This window comes from Mameliella sp. CS4 (assembly GCF_019392335.1).
Classification (GTDB): domain Bacteria; phylum Pseudomonadota; class Alphaproteobacteria; order Rhodobacterales; family Rhodobacteraceae; genus Antarctobacter.
On record NZ_JAHXRQ010000002.1, the window covers coordinates 371990 to 388943 of the forward strand.

Annotated in this window: 16 protein-coding genes; 4 read left to right on the forward strand and 12 right to left on the reverse strand. The window is 67.9% G+C overall.

The features are described from left to right. Positions 1 to 65: 65 nt before the first annotated feature. The gene (locus tag KZZ07_RS05185) at positions 66 to 1259 is read left to right on the forward strand and encodes an FAD-dependent oxidoreductase (protein WP_219512683.1); all 1194 of its coding nucleotides are present in this window, start codon (positions 66 to 68) and stop codon (positions 1257 to 1259) included. Here KZZ07_RS05185 and KZZ07_RS05190 read toward each other — a convergent pair. From KZZ07_RS05190 to KZZ07_RS05215, 6 genes are all read right to left on the reverse strand, one after another. Then, on the reverse strand, positions 1195 to 1566 hold the full coding sequence (locus KZZ07_RS05190) for a CBU_0592 family membrane protein (RefSeq protein ID WP_219512684.1): 372 nt from the start codon (positions 1564 to 1566) through the stop codon (positions 1195 to 1197). The genes KZZ07_RS05185 and KZZ07_RS05190 overlap by 65 nt on opposite strands. Before the next feature lie 101 nt (positions 1567 to 1667). Continuing rightward, complete coding sequence (locus tag KZZ07_RS05195; protein WP_219512776.1) at positions 1668 to 2375, reverse strand: VIT1/CCC1 transporter family protein; 708 nt, start codon at positions 2373 to 2375, stop codon at positions 1668 to 1670. Positions 2376 to 2458: 83 nt separating this feature from the next. Beyond that, positions 2459 to 5227, reverse strand: a complete 2769-nt coding sequence (locus tag KZZ07_RS05200; protein ID WP_219512685.1) for a DUF2339 domain-containing protein — start codon at positions 5225 to 5227, stop codon at positions 2459 to 2461. A gap of 97 nt (positions 5228 to 5324) precedes the next feature. Beyond that, a complete protein-coding gene (locus KZZ07_RS05205; RefSeq protein ID WP_219512686.1) occupies positions 5325 to 6338 on the reverse strand; it encodes a YcjF family protein in 1014 nt (337 codons plus the stop codon). Further along, positions 6335 to 6808: a GNAT family N-acetyltransferase gene (locus tag KZZ07_RS05210; protein ID WP_370631071.1), complete on the reverse strand. Its 474-nt coding sequence runs from the start codon at positions 6806 to 6808 to the stop codon at positions 6335 to 6337. The genes KZZ07_RS05205 and KZZ07_RS05210 overlap by 4 nt, the downstream gene beginning before the upstream one ends. Continuing rightward, on the reverse strand, positions 6805 to 8220 hold the full coding sequence (locus KZZ07_RS05215) for a YcjX family GTP-binding protein (protein WP_219512687.1): 1416 nt from the start codon (positions 8218 to 8220) through the stop codon (positions 6805 to 6807). The genes KZZ07_RS05210 and KZZ07_RS05215 overlap by 4 nt, the downstream gene beginning before the upstream one ends. Before the next feature lie 198 nt (positions 8221 to 8418). On the opposite strand from KZZ07_RS05215, the gene truA reads away from it, so the two are divergent. Further along, positions 8419 to 9186 (forward strand): tRNA pseudouridine(38-40) synthase TruA, encoded by a 768-nt coding sequence (gene truA / locus KZZ07_RS05220; protein ID WP_219512688.1) that lies wholly within the window; start codon positions 8419 to 8421, stop codon positions 9184 to 9186. Between the two features lie 268 nt (positions 9187 to 9454). On the opposite strand, the gene KZZ07_RS05225 is transcribed toward truA, so the two are convergent. From KZZ07_RS05225 to KZZ07_RS05240, 4 genes are all read right to left on the reverse strand, one after another. Beyond that, the gene (locus tag KZZ07_RS05225; RefSeq protein ID WP_219512690.1) at positions 9455 to 10261 is read right to left on the reverse strand and encodes a phytanoyl-CoA dioxygenase family protein; all 807 of its coding nucleotides are present in this window, start codon (positions 10259 to 10261) and stop codon (positions 9455 to 9457) included. A 77-nt stretch (positions 10262 to 10338) separates the two neighbouring features. Then, the gene (locus tag KZZ07_RS05230; RefSeq protein WP_219512691.1) at positions 10339 to 10872 is read right to left on the reverse strand and encodes an RICIN domain-containing protein; all 534 of its coding nucleotides are present in this window, start codon (positions 10870 to 10872) and stop codon (positions 10339 to 10341) included. Positions 10873 to 10974: 102 nt separating this feature from the next. Beyond that, complete coding sequence (locus KZZ07_RS05235) at positions 10975 to 11496, reverse strand: hypothetical protein (protein ID WP_219512692.1); 522 nt, start codon at positions 11494 to 11496, stop codon at positions 10975 to 10977. Then, on the reverse strand, positions 11493 to 13142 hold the full coding sequence (locus KZZ07_RS05240) for a hypothetical protein (protein ID WP_219512693.1): 1650 nt from the start codon (positions 13140 to 13142) through the stop codon (positions 11493 to 11495). The genes KZZ07_RS05235 and KZZ07_RS05240 overlap by 4 nt, the downstream gene beginning before the upstream one ends. A 100-nt stretch (positions 13143 to 13242) precedes the next feature. On the opposite strand from KZZ07_RS05240, the gene KZZ07_RS05245 reads away from it, so the two are divergent. Further along, the gene (locus KZZ07_RS05245) at positions 13243 to 14385 is read left to right on the forward strand and encodes an amidohydrolase (RefSeq protein ID WP_219512694.1); all 1143 of its coding nucleotides are present in this window, start codon (positions 13243 to 13245) and stop codon (positions 14383 to 14385) included. Positions 14386 to 14441: 56 nt separating this feature from the next. Further along, positions 14442 to 14831 carry a riboflavin biosynthesis intermediates N-glycosidase gene (gene ybiA, locus KZZ07_RS05250; RefSeq protein WP_255564159.1) on the forward strand — a complete coding sequence of 130 codons (390 nt, stop codon included), beginning with the start codon at positions 14442 to 14444 and terminating at the stop codon, positions 14829 to 14831. Between the two features lie 52 nt (positions 14832 to 14883). On the opposite strand, the gene KZZ07_RS05255 is transcribed toward ybiA, so the two are convergent. Both KZZ07_RS05255 and KZZ07_RS05260 read right to left on the reverse strand, forming a co-directional pair. Further along, positions 14884 to 15921, reverse strand: coding sequence for a zinc-dependent alcohol dehydrogenase family protein (locus KZZ07_RS05255; RefSeq protein WP_219512695.1), 1038 nt, complete (start codon positions 15919 to 15921; stop codon positions 14884 to 14886). Between the two features lie 21 nt (positions 15922 to 15942). Then, the gene (locus KZZ07_RS05260) at positions 15943 to 16923 is read right to left on the reverse strand and encodes a membrane dipeptidase (RefSeq protein WP_219512696.1); all 981 of its coding nucleotides are present in this window, start codon (positions 16921 to 16923) and stop codon (positions 15943 to 15945) included. Positions 16924 to 16954 lie beyond the last annotated feature (31 nt).

Here is a 16954-nt window from a genome sequence, read left to right on the forward strand (position 1 = left end):
TGCGGCAGTGCGCCGCTTGCGCTGTCATGCCTCTCCGGCTTTCCCTGTTCGGCGGGAGGGGCGGCATGTCCAGAAAACTCGACATCGCGATTGCCGGGGCCGGTATGGGCGGACTGGCGGCGGCGACGGCGCTGCGGCAGTCCGGTCACGACGTGACCGTCTTCGACCAGTTCGACGCGCCTGCACCGGTCGGCTCGGGGCTGGTGATGCAGCCCGTGGGCCTGGACGTGCTGGAACAGCTGGGCGCCCTGCCTGCCGCGATGGCGCAGGGCAACCGCATCCACCGGATGTTCGGCCATGAGGCCAACAGCGGCCTGCCGGTTCTGGACGTGGCCTATGACGCGCCGGGCGTGCCCCGCTTTGGCCTGGCCATTCACCGGGCTGCGCTGTTCAACGCGCTTTTCGACACGGCGATGGCCTCGGGCGCCCGTCTGGAACCGGGCCACCGCGTCACCGGCGAAAGGGACGGCAAGCTGTTGTTCGACACGGGAAGCGCTGGTCCCTTCGACCTGATCGTGGATGCCACTGGCGCCGGCTCTCCACTGTCGCCGATGCGGGCCCGCCCGCTGGGTTATGGCGCGCTTTGGGCTACGGTGACCTGGCCGAAAGACACCGACCTGCCGCGCAACGAACTGCGCCAGGCCTATCGGCGCGCCGACCGGATGATGGGGGTCCTGCCGGTCGGTGCGGTTCCGGGGCAGGAAGGGTTTCGCAGCGCGATCTTCTGGTCCTTGCCGTCCGGCGGTCATGCTGCCTGGCTGGACCGAGGGCTGGAGGCCTGGCGGGCCGAGGCCGTGGACCTGTGGCCCGACTTTGCGCCCTTCATCAGCCAGATCACCGATCCCGACCAGATGACGATGGCGCGCTATGCGCATGGCACCCTTCGGCGTCCATTCCGCGAGGGTGTGGTGCATATCGGCGACGCGGCGCACCGCGCAAGTCCACAGCTGGGGCAGGGGGCGAACATGGCGCTGCTGGATGCCTGGGCCCTGGCGCAGGCGCTGAAGCTGGCGCATGATGACCTGCCGCTTGCTGCGCTGACCTATGCCCGGGCACGGCGCTGGCACGTGCGCAGCTACCAGTTGATGAGCCGGCTTTTCACGCCACAGTATCAGGGCGACAGCCGCCTGTTGCCGATCCTGCGTGACCGGGTGCTCTACCCGATGTCCACGCTGAAACCGATTCAGGGTATCCTTACGCGGCTTGTCTGCGGAGATCTTCTGCCGCCGTTTGGCTCGCTTGTGCCGCCCGAGACGTGACGCGCCGTGCCCGCGCGGCGTCTGCCCGGCGGTCGGAGGCCCTGCGCAGCAGGCGCAGGACAATGGCCGCGATGCCGATGCTGATCCAGAACACCTGGATCAGGGCCGAGGCCAGGTTGAATTCATGGCTGAGGCCGATCAGCACCAGCGACGCGGCCGCCGTATTGCCGACAAAATAGGACAGGCAGTCCCCGGTCACGAGCCGAAAGCTGAGCGCCGCATACACGCCGACATAAAGGAAAAAACCGCAAAGCCCGACGGCACGAAAGACGTCCTCGGGTTTTGTGGTGGACAGGAAATCGATCATGGGAAAGGGTCCGGGCAAATGGAAATGGGCAAAGACAACATCGCCATCCTGTGCCGGGCACCCGTTTGACGCGAGTGAGGTATTCCTGACTTCTTTGGGGCCTACCCGAACAAGGACCCCACCCAGTAGGCGATCCCCGCCGCCACGCCGCCAATGGCCAGCGTCTCCAGCCCCGACCGCCACCAGGGGGACAGCGACCAGATGCTTTTCAGGGACCCGATGGCAAAGAAGGTGATCAGTGTCAGCACGCTGGCCACGGTGAACCCATGCGCCAGCCCGATCAGGAAAGGCATAAGGGGCACGGCCCCGGCCACCAGGAAGGCGCCGAAGGTCACCAGCGCGGCCCGCAAAGGATGCGGATCCACCGATCCGATGCCGTATTCGCCTTCCAGCATGGTTTCGACCCAGATCTTGCGGTTCTTCGCGATCTGCTCGACCGCCTCGTCCAGAGTGGTACCCGACAGGCCCTTGTGCCGCAGGATCTCGCGCAGTTCGCGCCGTTCGCCATCGGGGTAGAGGCGGATATGGCGTTCCTCGACCTGGCGCAGGCGTAGCTTGTTGTCGCGGTCGGCCTTGGTGGCCGAGTAGTTTCCGGCCGCCATGGAAAATCCGTCCGCCAGCACGTTGGCCAGCCCCAGCGCCACGATCACGAAGGGCGACAGCCCGGCGCCCGCGACACCCGCGACGATGGCAAAGGTGGTCACACACCCGTCGATGGCGCCATAGACCGCATCGCTCAGGTCGCCGCGTCCGGGCGGATGCGCCAGCCGCTCGGCGATCTCGGTTTCGGAATGGCCATGTTCCGGCAGTTCCATGCGCCCGCTCTCCCTTGTCCCACGTGCCTTGGTTGGCCCCCACGGCGCGTGTGGTCAAGGGCGCGGGCGTCGCACCCTCAGGCCTCGGGCGCGGGTGTGGCGCGGGTCTGCGCCCAGCGGTTGACCCATGCCAGCCCCGCCAGCGACAGGCCCAGCAGCAGAAAGGAAAAGACCCGCACCAATCCCGCCAGGCCCGAGATGTCGATCAGGAAGACCTTGGCCACCGCCAGCGCGATCACGGCAACACCGGCCCGGCGCAGCCCATCCGAACCGCGGGCCAGCGCCTGGTAGAACAGGCCCGCCCCGGCCAGCAGCAGGGCGACGGTATAGCTGTAAAGCTCGCCGTCGGTGATGCCGTTGGCTGTGTGCATCAACGTGCCGCCCTGCCAGGCATGGCGGATCACCAGTCCCAGCCACAAGAGCGCCAGCAAAGCGCCGGGCGCGCCGATCAACAGGCGCAACCAGCGCCACAGGTGGTCCAGCCGCAGCGCGCCGACCATCAGCACCGCCGCTGGCAGCAGGTAGGCCGGGATCAGCGTATTCACCCCGATCAGGCCATGCACGACTTGTTCCTCGAACAAGGGGTTGCCCAGGGTGACCCCCAGCGCGACCCAGGTCAGCGCCACGAGCCCAAAGATCACCGCCAGCCCGGCGCGCAGCCAGCGCAGGGCTCCCCCCGCCTTGAGGCGTTCCAGCTGGGCCAGCGCGGTGCCGATCCAGATCGTCGCATAAAGGCCCAGCCCCCAGTGCGCCTCTTGCGGGACATGGCCCACATAGGCCTCGATGGCATGGTACAGTGTCAGGCTGACCGTCATGCCGCCAACCGACCAGGCGGCGCTTTCCAGAAAGACCTGCGCGCGGGGTCTTGGCCGGGACTGGCCCAGAAACAGTGCGCCCAGCAAGGCAGCCAGCGTGCCGCCATAGGCCGCCAGCATCTCGAACACGGGTGCCTCCAGCGCCCAGTCGAGTCCGGGCTGGATCACCAGCCGGTACCCCAGGGCCAGCACGCCCGCCGCGACAAAGCCGGTCATCTGAGGCAGGTCGAACCGCCGGTCCAGAGCGGTGGCGCTGACCACGACCGCCGCCAGTGCCAGCGTCAGCGCCGCGTCCGTCAGCAGGACGGTCAGCGCGAAGGCGATGCAGGCCAGCGCCGACACCGTGGCCAGGGCGGGCCGCAACCGGTCCGTGGCATCGGCGCGGGCAAACCGCGTGGCCTTGGCCACCATCAGCGCGGCCAAGGCCAGTGCGTGCAACGCCCAGGGCCAGGGGCCGATTGTCATCGTCGGGCGCCAGCCGAACTCCAGCGCCAATCCTGCCAGAGGCGCGATCAGGGCCGCGGCTGCCGCCCAGGCGGCATGGCCACCGGGTTGCAGGCTGCGCCAGGCCGCGGCCAATCCCGGCAACACAGCCGCCAGCAGGATCAGCGTGAAATCCATCATCATGCGCTGTTCCGTCAGCTCCTGTCCGGCGATGAACCGCGCCGTCAGGGCATCCTGAGCAGGCGCGTTCAGATCCGGTGCGCCGATCAGCGCCAGCAGTGTCAGCACCGGCAGCGCCGCCAGCTCTTGCAAGGCGGGCGCCCCGCGTGACCAGAGCGTCAGCGCCACGGCCAGGCCAGAGGCCAGCGACAGCGACAGCCGCCAGGTCAGCGCGGTTTCCGGTGCGGTGTAGCCAAGGATCAGGCAGGCCGCCGTCAACGTGCCAAAGGCCAGGACCAGCGGAAATCCGGGGCGCCCGCGCGCCCCGGTTTCCAGCACCGATTGCACGAGGCCCGGCCCGTCATGGTCGGGCGCCAGCGCGCGCGATGGGATCAGCAGAACCATGACCCCCAGGGCGACACCATAGGCGGCCAGGCCCGCCATCATCGTTTCGCCACCGGATGAGGCCAGCAGCAATCCGGCGCCAAGTGCCAGGCCCACCGACAGCACGCTTACCCAGGCCCAGCGCCGCAAGGTGTCGATGCCCAGGCCCATGCCCGCAAGCAGGCCGAAATAGATCAGGAACCACTCGGGCGAGTCGCTTTGCCCGCCGACGACAAAGGGGGCGCCCATGCCACCGATCAGCCCGATCGCCGCCAGCAAGGGGCCATGTCGCCAGCCAAGGACCAGCCCGAACACCGCGACACCGAACAGCGTCGACAAGGCAAATCCCGGGCTGATGAGGTCGTACAGCAGCCGCGCCGCCAGGATGCCGCCCATCAGCGAGACGAGGCCCGCTCCGGACAGGACCGAGGGCAAGTAGGCGGTGGTGCTGCTTTCGTCGTCGCCGAACCGTCGGCGGATGGTCTCGCCTCCGGCAATCAGGGCGGCGCCGAACACAAGCGCCGCGATCACGCGGGCGGTGGGCGTCAGCAGGCCGGTTTCGATTCCGTATTGCACAAGGAAGATCCCCGCCAGCGACAGCGAGACGGCGGCAATGGCGTAGAACCAGTTTTCCTGCAGCCAGCGGCCCAGCCGGTCAAAGGCCGAGGGCGCGGCAGGGGCCGGTGCGGGAGGGCGCGGGGCCTCGGTCGTGGTCGGCGTGGTCCGGGCGGCGGACGTGCTTGCGGCGGCGGGCTGTTTCGGTGGCGCCTTGGGGGCCTCTCCGGGCGCGGGCGACAGGTTGGCCGGTTCCGGCGGACCGGATCGCGCGGCGTCCCGTGGCAAGCTGGGCGCCACGGGCAAGGGCCTTGGCCGTTCCGTCGGGTCAGGGTGGGTGGTTTGCGCAAGGCTGCGTTCGAGATCCTGCAGGCGGGCCTGCAGGGCGCGCACCTCGCGGCGCGTGCGGACCTGCATGATGACCGAAACGATCACCACAACGGGCAGGGCCAGCAGCCCCAATCCCAGAATAACAAGTAGCGCTTCCATCCGTCGACGGTCTCCGATGGCTTCGGTCGCGCAGTCTAGGACGGGGGGACGGCGCTGCACAGGTCCGGAATGCCGGACCCCGTGCAAGCGGGCCGTGTCAGCCCTTGTCCTGCATCACCAGGCCACTCAGAGAGCTGCGGATGATGGCCCGGACAGAGGGGCGTTTGCCCTTGCCAAAGGGCAGGGGGCGGCAGACTTCCATCGCCGCGACGCCGACGCGGGCGGTCAGGGCGCCGTTCACCATCCCCTCGCCAAAGCGGCGCGACAGCTTGCCCAGCAGGCCGCCGCCAAGAATGGGTTCCAGCATGTCGTCGCCGATGGCGACCGCCCCGGTGGCGACCAGGTGGGACATGACTGCCCGCGTCAGCCGCCAACTGCCCAATGTGCCCGACCGCCCGCCATAGATCTCGGCGATGCGGCGGATCATGCGCAGGTTGGCGGTCAGTGCCGCGGCCACGTCCGCCAGCGCCAGTGGCACCAATGCGGTCACCGTCGCCACTTGCCGCGCCGCCGCCTCGACCTCGCGCCGGGCGGCCGTGTCCAGCGGCGCCAGCAGAGAATCCTCGGCATGGGTCAGCAATCCGGAGGCGTCGAATATTTCGTCCCGCCGGGTCGTCAGCTTTTCCCGGCCCCAACGGGTGTCCTCGCGCCCCTTGTAGAGCGTTACGAGGTCATCGGTCAGCTTGCGGGCCCCGGCCAGGTCCTCATCGGCCAGGGCGGTTTCGGCGGCATGGTGCAGCGCGTCGATCCGTGACAGTCGGGAAAACGCCGCGATCTCCTTGATGATGATCATCAGGCAGACCAGGCCGAAGGCGGCGAACAGGCCGGTAACGGCCCAGCCCAACATGGCGTTGCTGGCGATCAGGTCGGTCACGAAACGCCAGGCCGCGATCGAGACCAGCGTGCCCACCAGTGCCAGCAGCAGCCGCCAGAACCAGCGCGCCAGCGGCGACGGATCGCGCGTGGCCAGCGCCGCCACGGTGGTCATGGCCGCGCCCTCTGGCGAGGGCAGGTGCGGTTCGGGGACGGGCGGCGCCTCGGACGGGCTGGGAGTTGCGCTGCCGTCGTCGTCGAGGTCGATCAGGACGGGACCCTTGGGGGGCTGGCTCATGTCACGGACTCCTGCAGGGCGCCCGCATCGCGGCGCCAAAGGTAGTGGATGTCGGGCAGGCCTTCCTCGTTGTCGCCATTCGTGCGACGGGTCTCGGCAAAGCCGTGGCGCAGGTAGAACCGCTGCGCCCCCTCGTTTTGCTGAAAGGTCCAGAGTTCCAGCCGGTCGGCCTGGGTCTTGGCCTGCTCCAGCAGCGCGCTGCCCAGCCGCCGCCCCTGCGCCCAGCCCGCCACGAACAGCGCGTGGATCTCATACCCTTCACGGGCGAGGAACCCCGCGACCTCCGGTCCCAGTTCCGCCACCGTGACCCAGCCGCGGTCGATCAAAGTGCCCACATGCGCGATGTCCTGCGCCGCAGAATGCAGGCGCGGCTTCCAGGCGCGGGCCTCCACCGCCTCGGTGATCATGGCGCCCAGCCGCCCGGCATCGCCCGGGTCCGCCGCGCGCAGGTTGATCGTGTCCGCGCTCACAGGCGATCCCCGATCAGGAATTGTGCGGCGCGGTCCAACCGGATGTGTGGCGGGCCTTCGCCGGGTTTCAGGGTCAGCGGCGCGGGGGCGAAATTCATCACGGTATAGTCCTGGTCGAGCCATTTCTCGGCCCCGTCGCGGGCGCTGCCCAGCAGGTGCGCCGGGTCCTCCGGCAGTTCGCCCGGATAAAAAGCAGCCTGCTTGCCGGTTTCCATCAGCGTTCCGCGCACGCAGGGCAGGTCGCTGCCCTGATGGGTGATCATCTGTTCGGTGGTGGCGCGCAGGGCGGCAATGGACATGGCCTGCGTTTCCGCCCCGGCAAAGCGCGCACGGTCGCGCGCCTCGCGGGTCAGCGCCTCCATGATGCCGGTCAGGCGGCCGTGTTGCAGGTGGTGCAGGTGATCGGCCTTGGTGGCGGCGAACAGGATCTTTTCCACCCGTTTGCCCATCAGCAACTTGGTCAGGAAGGCATTCGTGCCGGGGCGGAAGGCGGTCAGGATCTCGGCCAGGGTGCGGCGCAGGTCCTCCATCGCGCGCGGCCCGGCATGGATGGCGCCAAGCGCATCCACCAGCACGATCTGCCGGTCGATGCGGCTGAAATGATCGCGGAAGAAGGGTTTGACGACGCGCGATTTGTAGCTGTCGTAGCGCCGTTCAAACTCGCGGTAGAGCGAGCGGCGCGGGGCGCCGTCGACAGGCGGCAGCGGCGCAAATGTCAGCACGGGCGAGCCTTCCAACTCGCCGGGCAGCAGGAAGCGGCCCGGTGAACAGTCCGAGAAGCCGGCGGCGCGGGCGGCGTGCAGACTTTGGGTATATGCCTCCGACAGCGCCCTGGCGCGGGTTTCGTCCAGCTCTGCACTCGCGTCCTCTGACCGAAGCCGCTCCAAGGTCTTCGGTCCATCCGGGCGCAGCTCCAGCCGCGCCAGCATGTCCTGCGACCACTCAGCATAGGACTTGTCCATCAGCGAGAGGTCCAGCAGCCATTCGCCCGGGTAGTCCACGATATCGAGGTGCAGCGTGCGCGGCCCCTGCAATCCGGCAAGCAGCCCGGCGGGCCGGATCTTGAGCGACAGGCGGAGTTCGGAGACGGCCCGCGTGCTCTCGGGCCAGTGCGGCGTGCGGGCGGTCAGGGCACCCAGGTGCGTTTCATAGTCGAAGCGCGGCAGCGTGTCGTCGGGCTGGGGCTGCAGAAAGGCCGACAGAATGCGCTGTTCGCTTTCGGCCACCAGTTGCGACATGCGCGCCCGGTCCATCAGGTTGGCGACCAGCGAGGTGATGAAGACGGTCTTGCCCGCCCGCGACAGCCCGGTGACGCCCAGCCGCAGGGTCGGTTCGAAGAAGGTTTCCGACAGGGTGCCGGTGACATTCTCGACGCTGCGGGTGAGCGTGTCGGCGATGGCGCCAATGACCATGAGTTCCGGGCCTTTCCCTTCGGTTCGGATGCGAACTTAGTCATTGCCGCAGCGCGGGGCCAGAGGCGGGCAGGGGGAATGTGGGCAATGTTGCGCCCCGCGCGCGGCGCGCCTCCCGCCCACCCATCCCCGTCTTGCCACGCGCGGGCATCCCCGGCGGGATTGCCCTTGGCCCGGTGTGCGGCTAGGAGGCGCGTCATGCCCAGGTATGCGCTTTTGGTGGAATATGACGGCCGCCCCTTCGCGGGCTGGCAGCGGCAGGCGGATCAGCCTTCGGTCCAGGGGGCCATCGAGTCGGCCCTGGCCCGGCTGGAACCGCGCGCGCATACCATTGCCGCTGCGGGGCGCACGGATGCGGGTGTGCATGCGCGCGGGCAGGTGGCCCATTGCGACATGGACAAGGACTGGGATCCCTTCCGGCTGTCCGAGGCGGTGAACTTTCACCTCAAGCCGCAGCCGGTGGCGATCCGGGCGGCGGCCTCGGTGTCCGACGACTGGCACGCGCGCTTTTCGGCGGTCGAGCGGCGCTACCTGTTCCGGCTCTTGATGCGGCGTGCGCCCGCGACCCTGGAGGCGGGGCAGGTCTGGCGGGTCAACCACGCGCTGGATGTCGAGGCGATGCGCGCAGGCGCCATTCACCTGCTGGGCCGGCAGGACTTTACCACCTTTCGTTCGGTCATGTGCCAGGCGAAATCGCCGATCAAGACGATGGACGAAATCACCATCAGGCGGGCCGAGGGCCTGGCCGGACCCGAAGTGCACTTCTTCCTGCGGGCCCGCAGTTTCCTGCACAACCAGGTGCGGTCCATCGTGGGCACCCTGGAACGGGTCGGCGCCGGCGCCTGGGCGCCGGAGGACGTGAGGACGGCCCTTGAGGCACGGTCACGCGCCGCCTGCGGGCCGGTTTGTCCACCGGACGGATTGAGCCTGATGGGTGTGGGCTATCCGGACGACCCGTTCGCCTGAGAGCGCCCGCGGCGGGCTCCGCTTCCGGACTCACCAGGAAACAGGCCCGGGTCTGTTTCCCGAACCCGTTCATCGCTGATTTGCTGCCTGAGGCAAATCAGCGGGCCCAGCAAGGGCAAGCCGCCTCTGGCGGGGCTGCGCCCCCTTGCAGGCCCCGCGGCTTTGCCTCTTTTCGGCATCAAGCGATGGACGGCTCCGGGAAACAGACCATTGGGGACAGATGCCAGGCAGCGGGCGCGTTGGGCGGTCTGGGGTGTGTTGGGCGGTCTCAGGTCGTCGCGCGGCGGAACAGAACTGGGAACCAATCTTCGCGCAGGCGCTGGCCCTCTGCCATGTCGTGGCCGGGAAAAGGCGGCGAGGTGGGGCCGGGGCGAGTGACATAGCGGGCGTCATCGCCCACCAGCCGCAGCGAGAAGGCACGGCGCCGCGTCGGGCTGTCATTGCCGCGCGCGCCATGCAGCACGCCGAAGTTGAAGGCCACGGCGTCGCCCGGCTCCAGCGCCCATTCGCGCACCTCCATGCCCTCGGCGTCCGGATCCGGCACCGGCATATAGGCATCGGCGTCGGGATAGAAATTCTCCTCGGACAGCCAGCGCGTCGGCAACACGGGTTTGTCCCAGAGGTGCGATCCGGCGACGCAGCGCAGGGTGGCCTCGGTCACGGGGTCCAGCGGGCTCCAGAAACTGACGGTCTGGAGGCCATCGACAAAGTAATAGGGGCCGTCCTGGTGCCAGGGCGTGGGCTTTGATGTGCCCGGTTCCTTGACCAGGACATGATCGTGGAACAGCTGCGCGCTGTCCGACCGCATCAGGTCGGCGGCGACCTCGGCCACGGGTGAGGTGCGGATCACCTCTTCGAACTCGGGGATGCGCTGCCAGTTGCAGTAATCGTCGAAGAAGCGACCGGCCTCACCGTCCTTGAGGTTTTCCGCCGCGTAGGGGCCCGGCTCTGACATGTTGCGGGCAACCCCGGCGCGCAGGGTATCGACCTGGTCGGCCCAGAGGCCGCGCACCACGACCACGCCATCGCGCTGGTAGTCTTCGATATCGGCCTGGGTCAGCAAGGGATGGGGCATGGGAACTCTCCTGAATTTGGCCGGAGAGAAGCACGGGCCGCCGCAATGGGCAAGCGGCGCCCCGCGGTCATGAGGGGTCAGTTTCCGGCGGGTACGAATTTCCACAGCTGACCCGAGACGTTCTGGCAGTTGTCCATGAAAGCGCCGCCGCCCAGCGTCGAGTCCGGCGCAAAGCGATTGCCCTCCAGGCATTTGCCGTCACCCTGGAACTGTGTCTTGAGACGGACCCAGCCGTCGCCGGCGGTCTCAAAGCGCCAGAGCTGCCCGGACACGTTCTGGCAGGTGTCCATGAAGGCGGCACCGCGCAGAGTCGAGTCAGGCGCGAAACGGTTGCCCTCCAGGCATTTGCCGTCGCCCTGGAACAGCGTCTTGAGCCGGTACCAGCCACCACCGGCGGATTCGATCCGCCAGAGCTGGCCGGAAACATTCTGACAGGTGTCCATGAAGGCGGCACCGCCCAAGGTTGCGTCCGGTGCGAAACGGTTGCCTTCAAAGCACTTGTTCTCGGGCGCCTGGAACATTGTCTGCAGGCGGTAGGTTCCGGGGTAGTCCTGAGCCAGGGCGGGCAGGGCCGCGCAGAGCGCAAGAAGCCCGGCGAAAATCAGTCTCATCGTAAATCCCTTCAAGAAGAAAGCGGTACGGAACTGTGCCGACGTGAAACACTGATCCGGCAACGATGATCCGGCAAGAAAAATGCGCCGGGCGGTCCCGTTTTAGTCGTTGTCTATGTCGCCCGCCCCTGCGCCAGCGCTGCGCGAGCTGTCCGATGCCGGGACATAGGTCCGCGCCGCGAGGATGGACAGGTGATCCACCAGAGGCGCGCTCGCCTCGATGCGCGGGGGCAGGGGGGCGGCCCTGTCCCGGTTCGGGTCGGTTTCCAGGCAAAGCTGGGGCAAACCATCCTCGCTTTGGCCCACCTCGGCCCGCGTGATCGGCACGGCGGCCAGCCGGGCATAGGCCGGGGCAAGGGCCTCGTCCCCCGGTTGCAGGGTGAGGGTGATCTGTGGACCGGCAAGACCCACGGCGCGCTGAATGTCCTCGACCAGCAGAGGAAGGCGCAGGATCGGGCTGTCAGCGGGATCGGCAAGCGCGTCAAGCAGGGCCTGGGCCTCTCCGCCTCCGGCGAGGAACTGGACCGTTGCGGCGCCAAAGACCTGCGCCTGTTGCGGCGGGAACCCGGCGCCGCGCGCGGCCTTCTGGGCCAGGGCGGCGATCTCATTGGCGGAATAGCTCATGCAACGTACCCCGCGAGCCACCAGTCATCGGCCCGCGCGGTTCCAAGGTCCTCTGGCAAAGGGGCGCCCTGGGCCAGGGTAATCCGTGTCCAGCGATCGGATTTCGGATCGAACTTGGTGGCGCCGAAAAAGGCAAGCTTGCTGCGCAGCATGTCGATGGGCAGGCAGCTCTCGGCGATCAGGTTGTCGCGGATCTCGGCATAGGGATGCGAAGAAAGGCAGGCGACCCGGGCGAGGGCGAGTTCGTGTTCGGGACGGGCGGCGCGAAAGGCGCGCAGGTCCGTGACCCCTTCCAGCGCGCGCCAGAGCGCCTGTACGCGCCGCGCGATGTCCAGCGGGCTTTCCCGCTCCGCGCCGGGGTCGTCGAACCGATCGCCCAGCCGGGGTTCCAGCTTTTCCTCAGAGACGTACCAGAACCGGCGCTGCTGGGCGGTCTCGTCGAAATCCATCTGCAGCACCCAGTCGAAATGCATCTCGATCGCGCGGCGCAAGGATTGGGCGTTGTCAAATCCCTGGGCCGGCGGACCCACCGGGTCCGTCATGCCAGCGGCAAGCTCGTCTACGATGTCACCGAAGGGTTCCAGCGCCAGCGCAACGCAAAGTTCCTGCGTATCCACCGAGTACGCCTCGGACCGGCGGATCAGCGCGTCGATGGGCGCGTCGATGGGCAAGTCCTCTACAAAACCTCGCAATGCAGGCCATTCGGCCCGGACCAGGTCGATCCGGGCCTGGTGGTGCGGATCGGGTACTTGCCATTCCTCAAGGTGGGCGGAAACGCGGTCGCACAGGGGGATCAGCCGGGCGTGTTGTTCGGGTGTTAGCGCCGGCAGGTTGCGGACGCGGGCCAGGGCGGTTTCCCGCGCCTGCACCCAGTTGTTCAGCAGAACGGGATGCGACACCAGGAAAGGCGCCATTCCAAGCCCGGTGGAATTGCCGATGCCAAGATGCCGTTTCAGGGCCGGGTCCAAGGTTGCGCCGCCCAGGTGTTCGACAAGGTCGTGGGTAAAGCTGCGGATCATCCAGACGGTCAGCATCTCGGCGGCAAAAGCCCCCTCGATCCCGGGGCGGTCGGCGATCAGCCCCCGGTCGGCGATGCCGAACTTGCCATTGCCGTAGACCGCCGTCGTCCGCATCAGGTAGCCGACGCGGTTGACCAGCTTCGCGTCCGGTTGCTGGCCCGTGCGCAACCGCTCGACCACGTGGGAAAACAGCCGGACGGACTTGTTCGCGCGCGACAACACCAGATCTCGTTCGGTATAGCGGGCGGCCTCCTGCTGGGGGGCGGCGGCGCAGATGCGGGCGATTTCATCATCGTCAGGGACACCGTCGTAAAGGACATAGGCGGTGTCCCAGGCCGTCGCGATCACGCGGTCGGTGCGCATCTCGTCGGGCAGGTGGGTCGAGACGGCGACAAGGCTGTAATCGTGCCCGCCCAATGCAATCGTGTAGACCGCGTGGCCATATCCATCGGCGCCGATGTTCCAGACCGGGCGCCGCAGCCTGGCGCCTTCGGCGGCCAGGCGTCGGGTCAGAACGCGTAGAAAACTCAACCGCGTGGGAAAGCTGGCGCCCATGCGGTGCAGGCGCATCACCTGCGACGGCGGGCGCAGTCCGGTCCGGGGCGAGGGGCTGACGAGATCCTTCATGCGACGACTGTGCCAGCAAGATCGCAAGCTGGGAAGACCTGCCGGACTTGCATCCGGGGCGCGCGCCGTGAAAGGCTGTCGCATCGGCAGGGGGGGAGGCATGTCCGCAGCGGATGTGATCGACACAAGTGTGGTGCACCGGGCGCGGTCCTTGCGGCATGCCCTGCACCGGGCGCCGGAATTGTCCGGGGCCGAACACGCCACCGCCGTTCGCATCGCCGCAGAGATGCGGGCGCTGGGCGCGGCCGAGGTCGTCACCGGTTTGGGTGGCACCGGCGTGGCGGCGGTCTTTGGCAGGGGTGACGGGGGCCTGCTGATCCGGTGTGAACTGGACGCCCTGCCGATCGAGGAAACCGGCACACCCGCCTGGCGCTCGGAGCTGTCGGGGGTCGCGCATCTTTGCGGCCACGACGGGCACATGGCGATCCTGCACGCGGTGGCACAGGGCCTGTCGCGGACCCCGCCCAATGGTCGGGTGATCCTTCTGTTCCAGCCCGCCGAGGAAACCGGCGCGGGCGCGCGGGCGGTGCTGGAGGACCCGCGCTTTGCCGCGCTGGGCGCGCGGATGGCGATTTCGCTGCACAACCTGCCCGGTTTGCCGCTGGGCGCCGTGGCCCTGAGAGAGGGGCCGGTCAACTGTGCCTCGCGCGGATTGCGCGTGCGGTTGAGCGGGCGCACCGCCCATGCCTCGCAGCCCGAGACCGGCCAGTCGCCCGGCGCGGCGCTGGCCGCGCTGATCCCAGGGTTGGCGGGGCTCAGCCGTGAACTGCCGACCGACGACCCGGGGTTCCGGCTGGCCACCGTGACCCATGCCCGGCTGGGCGTGCCCGCCTTTGGCGTGGCCCCCGGCGAGGCCGAGCTTTATGTCACCCTGCGGACTCTTCTGGATGACCGGATGGCTGATCTGGAGGCCGAGGCACGGGGCATGATCGCGGGCGCGGCACGGGGCTTTGGCACTGAAATCTCGGTGCACGAGGCCTTTGGCCATTGTGTGAACGCGCCCGAGGCGGTGGCCCTGCTGGAACATGCGGTCGATGGATTGCCGCGCAAGGATGCCGCCGTGCCCATGCGCGCCTCCGAGGATTTCGGGCTGTTCGGCAGCGTGATGCCCTCAGCCATGTTCTTTCTGGGCGCTGGCGAGGGCGCGCCGGCCCTGCACAACCCCGACTATGACTTTCCCGACGAGTTGATCGGGATCGGCGCGGCGATCTTCCTGCGGGCCATCGCCACCTTTGAAGCCTGACGCCAGATCGGGAATACCTGACTGGCCAGGCGGGCGATTCCGGGGTTTCTGACCGCATGACCGACACGATCTATTTCTATGCCCAGCCCGACCCCTACGCCGAGTTCTCGAACTTCGCGCCCTATGGCGTGGAGAAGGACGGCCTGTGGTGGCGCACGGTCGAGCATTATTTCCAGGCGATGAAGTTCCACGACATCGCCCACCGCGAACGCATCCGCCTGTGTTCGCGTCCGAAACGGGCCAAGTCGCTGGGCATGAGCCGCGAGATCCCGCTGCGCGACGATTGGGAAGAGGTCAAGGACGGCATCATGCTGGACGCGGTGCGGGACAAGTTCACCCTGCACCGGGGGCCGCGCGACCTGCTCTTGTCCACGGGGGATGCGCAGATCGTCGAAAACGCGCCGATGGATGCCTACTGGGGTGCGGGCCGGACGGGCAGGGGCTGAACCGGTTGGGCGAGATCCTGATGCAGGTGCGCGAAGAATTGCGCGGCTAGGGTCAGAACCGGGTGATGACCGTGGCGCCGCGCGCCTGAAAGCTGTCCATGTCCACCAAAGCAGTCACCGCCTCGTCAAGGCTGATCCGGTCTCCGACCAGCTGGTCCGGCGACAGGGCGCCGCTGGCGATCATGTCCAGCATGGCGCCATAACGGTGTGCCTGCATGCCGTGGCTGCCGAGGATTTCCAGCTCCCAGCCGATCACGCGATCCATCGGCAGGGGTGGACGGCTCTGGTCCCCCAGCAGCAGGCCGACCTGCACGTGACGCCCGCGCTTGCGCAGGCCCAGGATCGAGTTGGCGCAGGTGTCCGGGTGGCCCAGCGCATCGATCGACAGATGCGCGCCGCCCTGTGTCAGGTCGCGCACCGCCTCCGGGACGTGGGCGGCGCGCGCGTCCACCACCGCCGTGGCGCCCATGCTGCGCGCCAGGTCCAGCTTGGCCGCGTCTATGTCCACGGCAAGGACACGCGCCCCCATCGCCCGCGCGATCATGATGGCAGACAAGCCCACGCCGCCGCAGCCGTGTACGGCGACCCATTCGCCGCCGGAGACTTGCCCCTGGTCGACCACGGCGCGGAAACTGGTGGCAAAGCGGCAGCCGAGGCTGGCGGCGGTGTCAAAGCCCATGTCGGGCGGCAGCCCGACGAGGTTCAGGTCGGCCTGTGGCAGGGCGACGTATTCGGCATAGCTGCCCCAGTGGGTGAACCCGGGCTGAAACTGGTTGTCGCAGACCTGCTGGTGCCCTGCGTGGCATTCCGGGCAGGTGCCGCAGGAGCAGATGAAGGGGACCGTCACCCGATCGCCTTCGGTCCAACGGGTCACGCCCTCACCAACTGCCGCGACGGTGCCCGCCAGTTCATGCCCGGGCACATGTGGGAGTTCGATATCCGGGTCATGGCCCATCCATCCGTGCCAGTCGCTGCGGCAAAGGCCCGTCGCCTCGACCTTCAGCACGACGCCGCCCGGCGCGGGGGCGGGATCGGGCAGGGTGGTGATCTTCGGCGTGGCGCCGAAGGCCTCGTAGAGCATGGCTTTCATTTGATTTCCTTTTCGGGCGGGTCAGGCCGGGCCAAAGCTCGTTTCATAGAAGCGCAGCCAGTTGCCGCCTAGGATGCCCTCGGTCTCGGCCCGGGAAAAGCCGATCTCGCGCAGCCCGTCGCGGATGTTGTCCCAGTCGCGGTTGTCCTGAAACCAGTCCGGCATGGGCGGGAACCCGGGGGCAGTGGCAGAGCCTTCGCCATAGTCCACGTCCTTGGTCCAGCGGCCAACGCGCATCCATTGGACCACGCTGTCCGGCTGATCCTGACACAGATCGCTGCCCATCCCGAGGTTTTCCGCCCCGTAGCGGTCGGCGGCCTCTGCCACCATCTCGCAGAACCCGGTGAGGGAACAGTTCGTACCGCCCGCCAGGTGATGAGGGTAGAGTGAAAACCCCAGCATCCCGCCGGAATTGGTCAGCGCGCGCAGCACCTCGTCAGACTTGTTGCGCAGGGCGGGATGCCACCAGCCGGGATTGGCGTGGGTGATGGCGATGGGGCGGGTGGAATGGTCGATCGCCTCCAGAGTCGAGCGTTCGGCGGAATGGCTCATGTCGATGACCAGGCCGACGCGGTTCATCTCTGCCACTACGGCGCGGCCCATGCGGGTCAGGCCGATATCCTCTTCCTCGTAACAGCCGGTCGCCAGCAGGGACTGGTTGTTGTAGGTCAGTTGCATGAAGCGCACGCCAAGCTGGTGCACGATCTCGACCAGGCCGATGTCGTCCTCGATGGGCGAGGGGTTCTGAAAGCCGAAGAAGACGGCGGTGCGGCCTGTCTCCTGCGCGTCGCGCACATGATCGGCAGTGGTGCCGCGCATGATGAGATCGGGAAAGCGTTCGAACCATCGGTTCCAGCGTTCCAGGTTCAGCACCATCTCGCGGAACGTCTCGTGGTAGGCGATGGTCACATGGATCGCGTCCACCCCGCCCGCGCGAAGCTGGCGAAAGACCTTTTCCGAGAAGCTGCAATACTGAAGGTTGTCGATGAGAGGCGCTGTCATGATGGCGACGCTAGCCGTGACCGCTGTGCCA

Coding starts and splice junctions, on each gene's coding strand:
- KZZ07_RS05185 (WP_219512683.1), top strand. CDS start 66: ATGTCCAGAAAACTCGACATCGCGATTGCCGGGGCCGGTATGGGCGGA.
- KZZ07_RS05190 (WP_219512684.1), bottom strand. CDS start 1,566: ATGATCGATTTCCTGTCCACCACAAAACCCGAGGACGTCTTTCGTGCC.
- KZZ07_RS05200 (WP_219512685.1), bottom strand. CDS start 5,227: ATGGAAGCGCTACTTGTTATTCTGGGATTGGGGCTGCTGGCCCTGCCC.
- KZZ07_RS05205 (WP_219512686.1), bottom strand. CDS start 6,338: ATGAGCCAGCCCCCCAAGGGTCCCGTCCTGATCGACCTCGACGACGAC.
- KZZ07_RS05215 (WP_219512687.1), bottom strand. CDS start 8,220: ATGGTCATTGGCGCCATCGCCGACACGCTCACCCGCAGCGTCGAGAAT.
- truA (WP_219512688.1), top strand. CDS start 8,419: ATGCCCAGGTATGCGCTTTTGGTGGAATATGACGGCCGCCCCTTCGCG.
- KZZ07_RS05225 (WP_219512690.1), bottom strand. CDS start 10,261: ATGCCCCATCCCTTGCTGACCCAGGCCGATATCGAAGACTACCAGCGC.
- KZZ07_RS05230 (WP_219512691.1), bottom strand. CDS start 10,872: ATGAGACTGATTTTCGCCGGGCTTCTTGCGCTCTGCGCGGCCCTGCCC.
- KZZ07_RS05235 (WP_219512692.1), bottom strand. CDS start 11,496: ATGAGCTATTCCGCCAATGAGATCGCCGCCCTGGCCCAGAAGGCCGCG.
- KZZ07_RS05240 (WP_219512693.1), bottom strand. CDS start 13,142: ATGAAGGATCTCGTCAGCCCCTCGCCCCGGACCGGACTGCGCCCGCCG.
- KZZ07_RS05245 (WP_219512694.1), top strand. CDS start 13,243: ATGTCCGCAGCGGATGTGATCGACACAAGTGTGGTGCACCGGGCGCGG.
- ybiA (WP_255564159.1), top strand. CDS start 14,442: ATGACCGACACGATCTATTTCTATGCCCAGCCCGACCCCTACGCCGAG.
- KZZ07_RS05255 (WP_219512695.1), bottom strand. CDS start 15,921: ATGAAAGCCATGCTCTACGAGGCCTTCGGCGCCACGCCGAAGATCACC.
- KZZ07_RS05260 (WP_219512696.1), bottom strand. CDS start 16,923: ATGACAGCGCCTCTCATCGACAACCTTCAGTATTGCAGCTTCTCGGAA.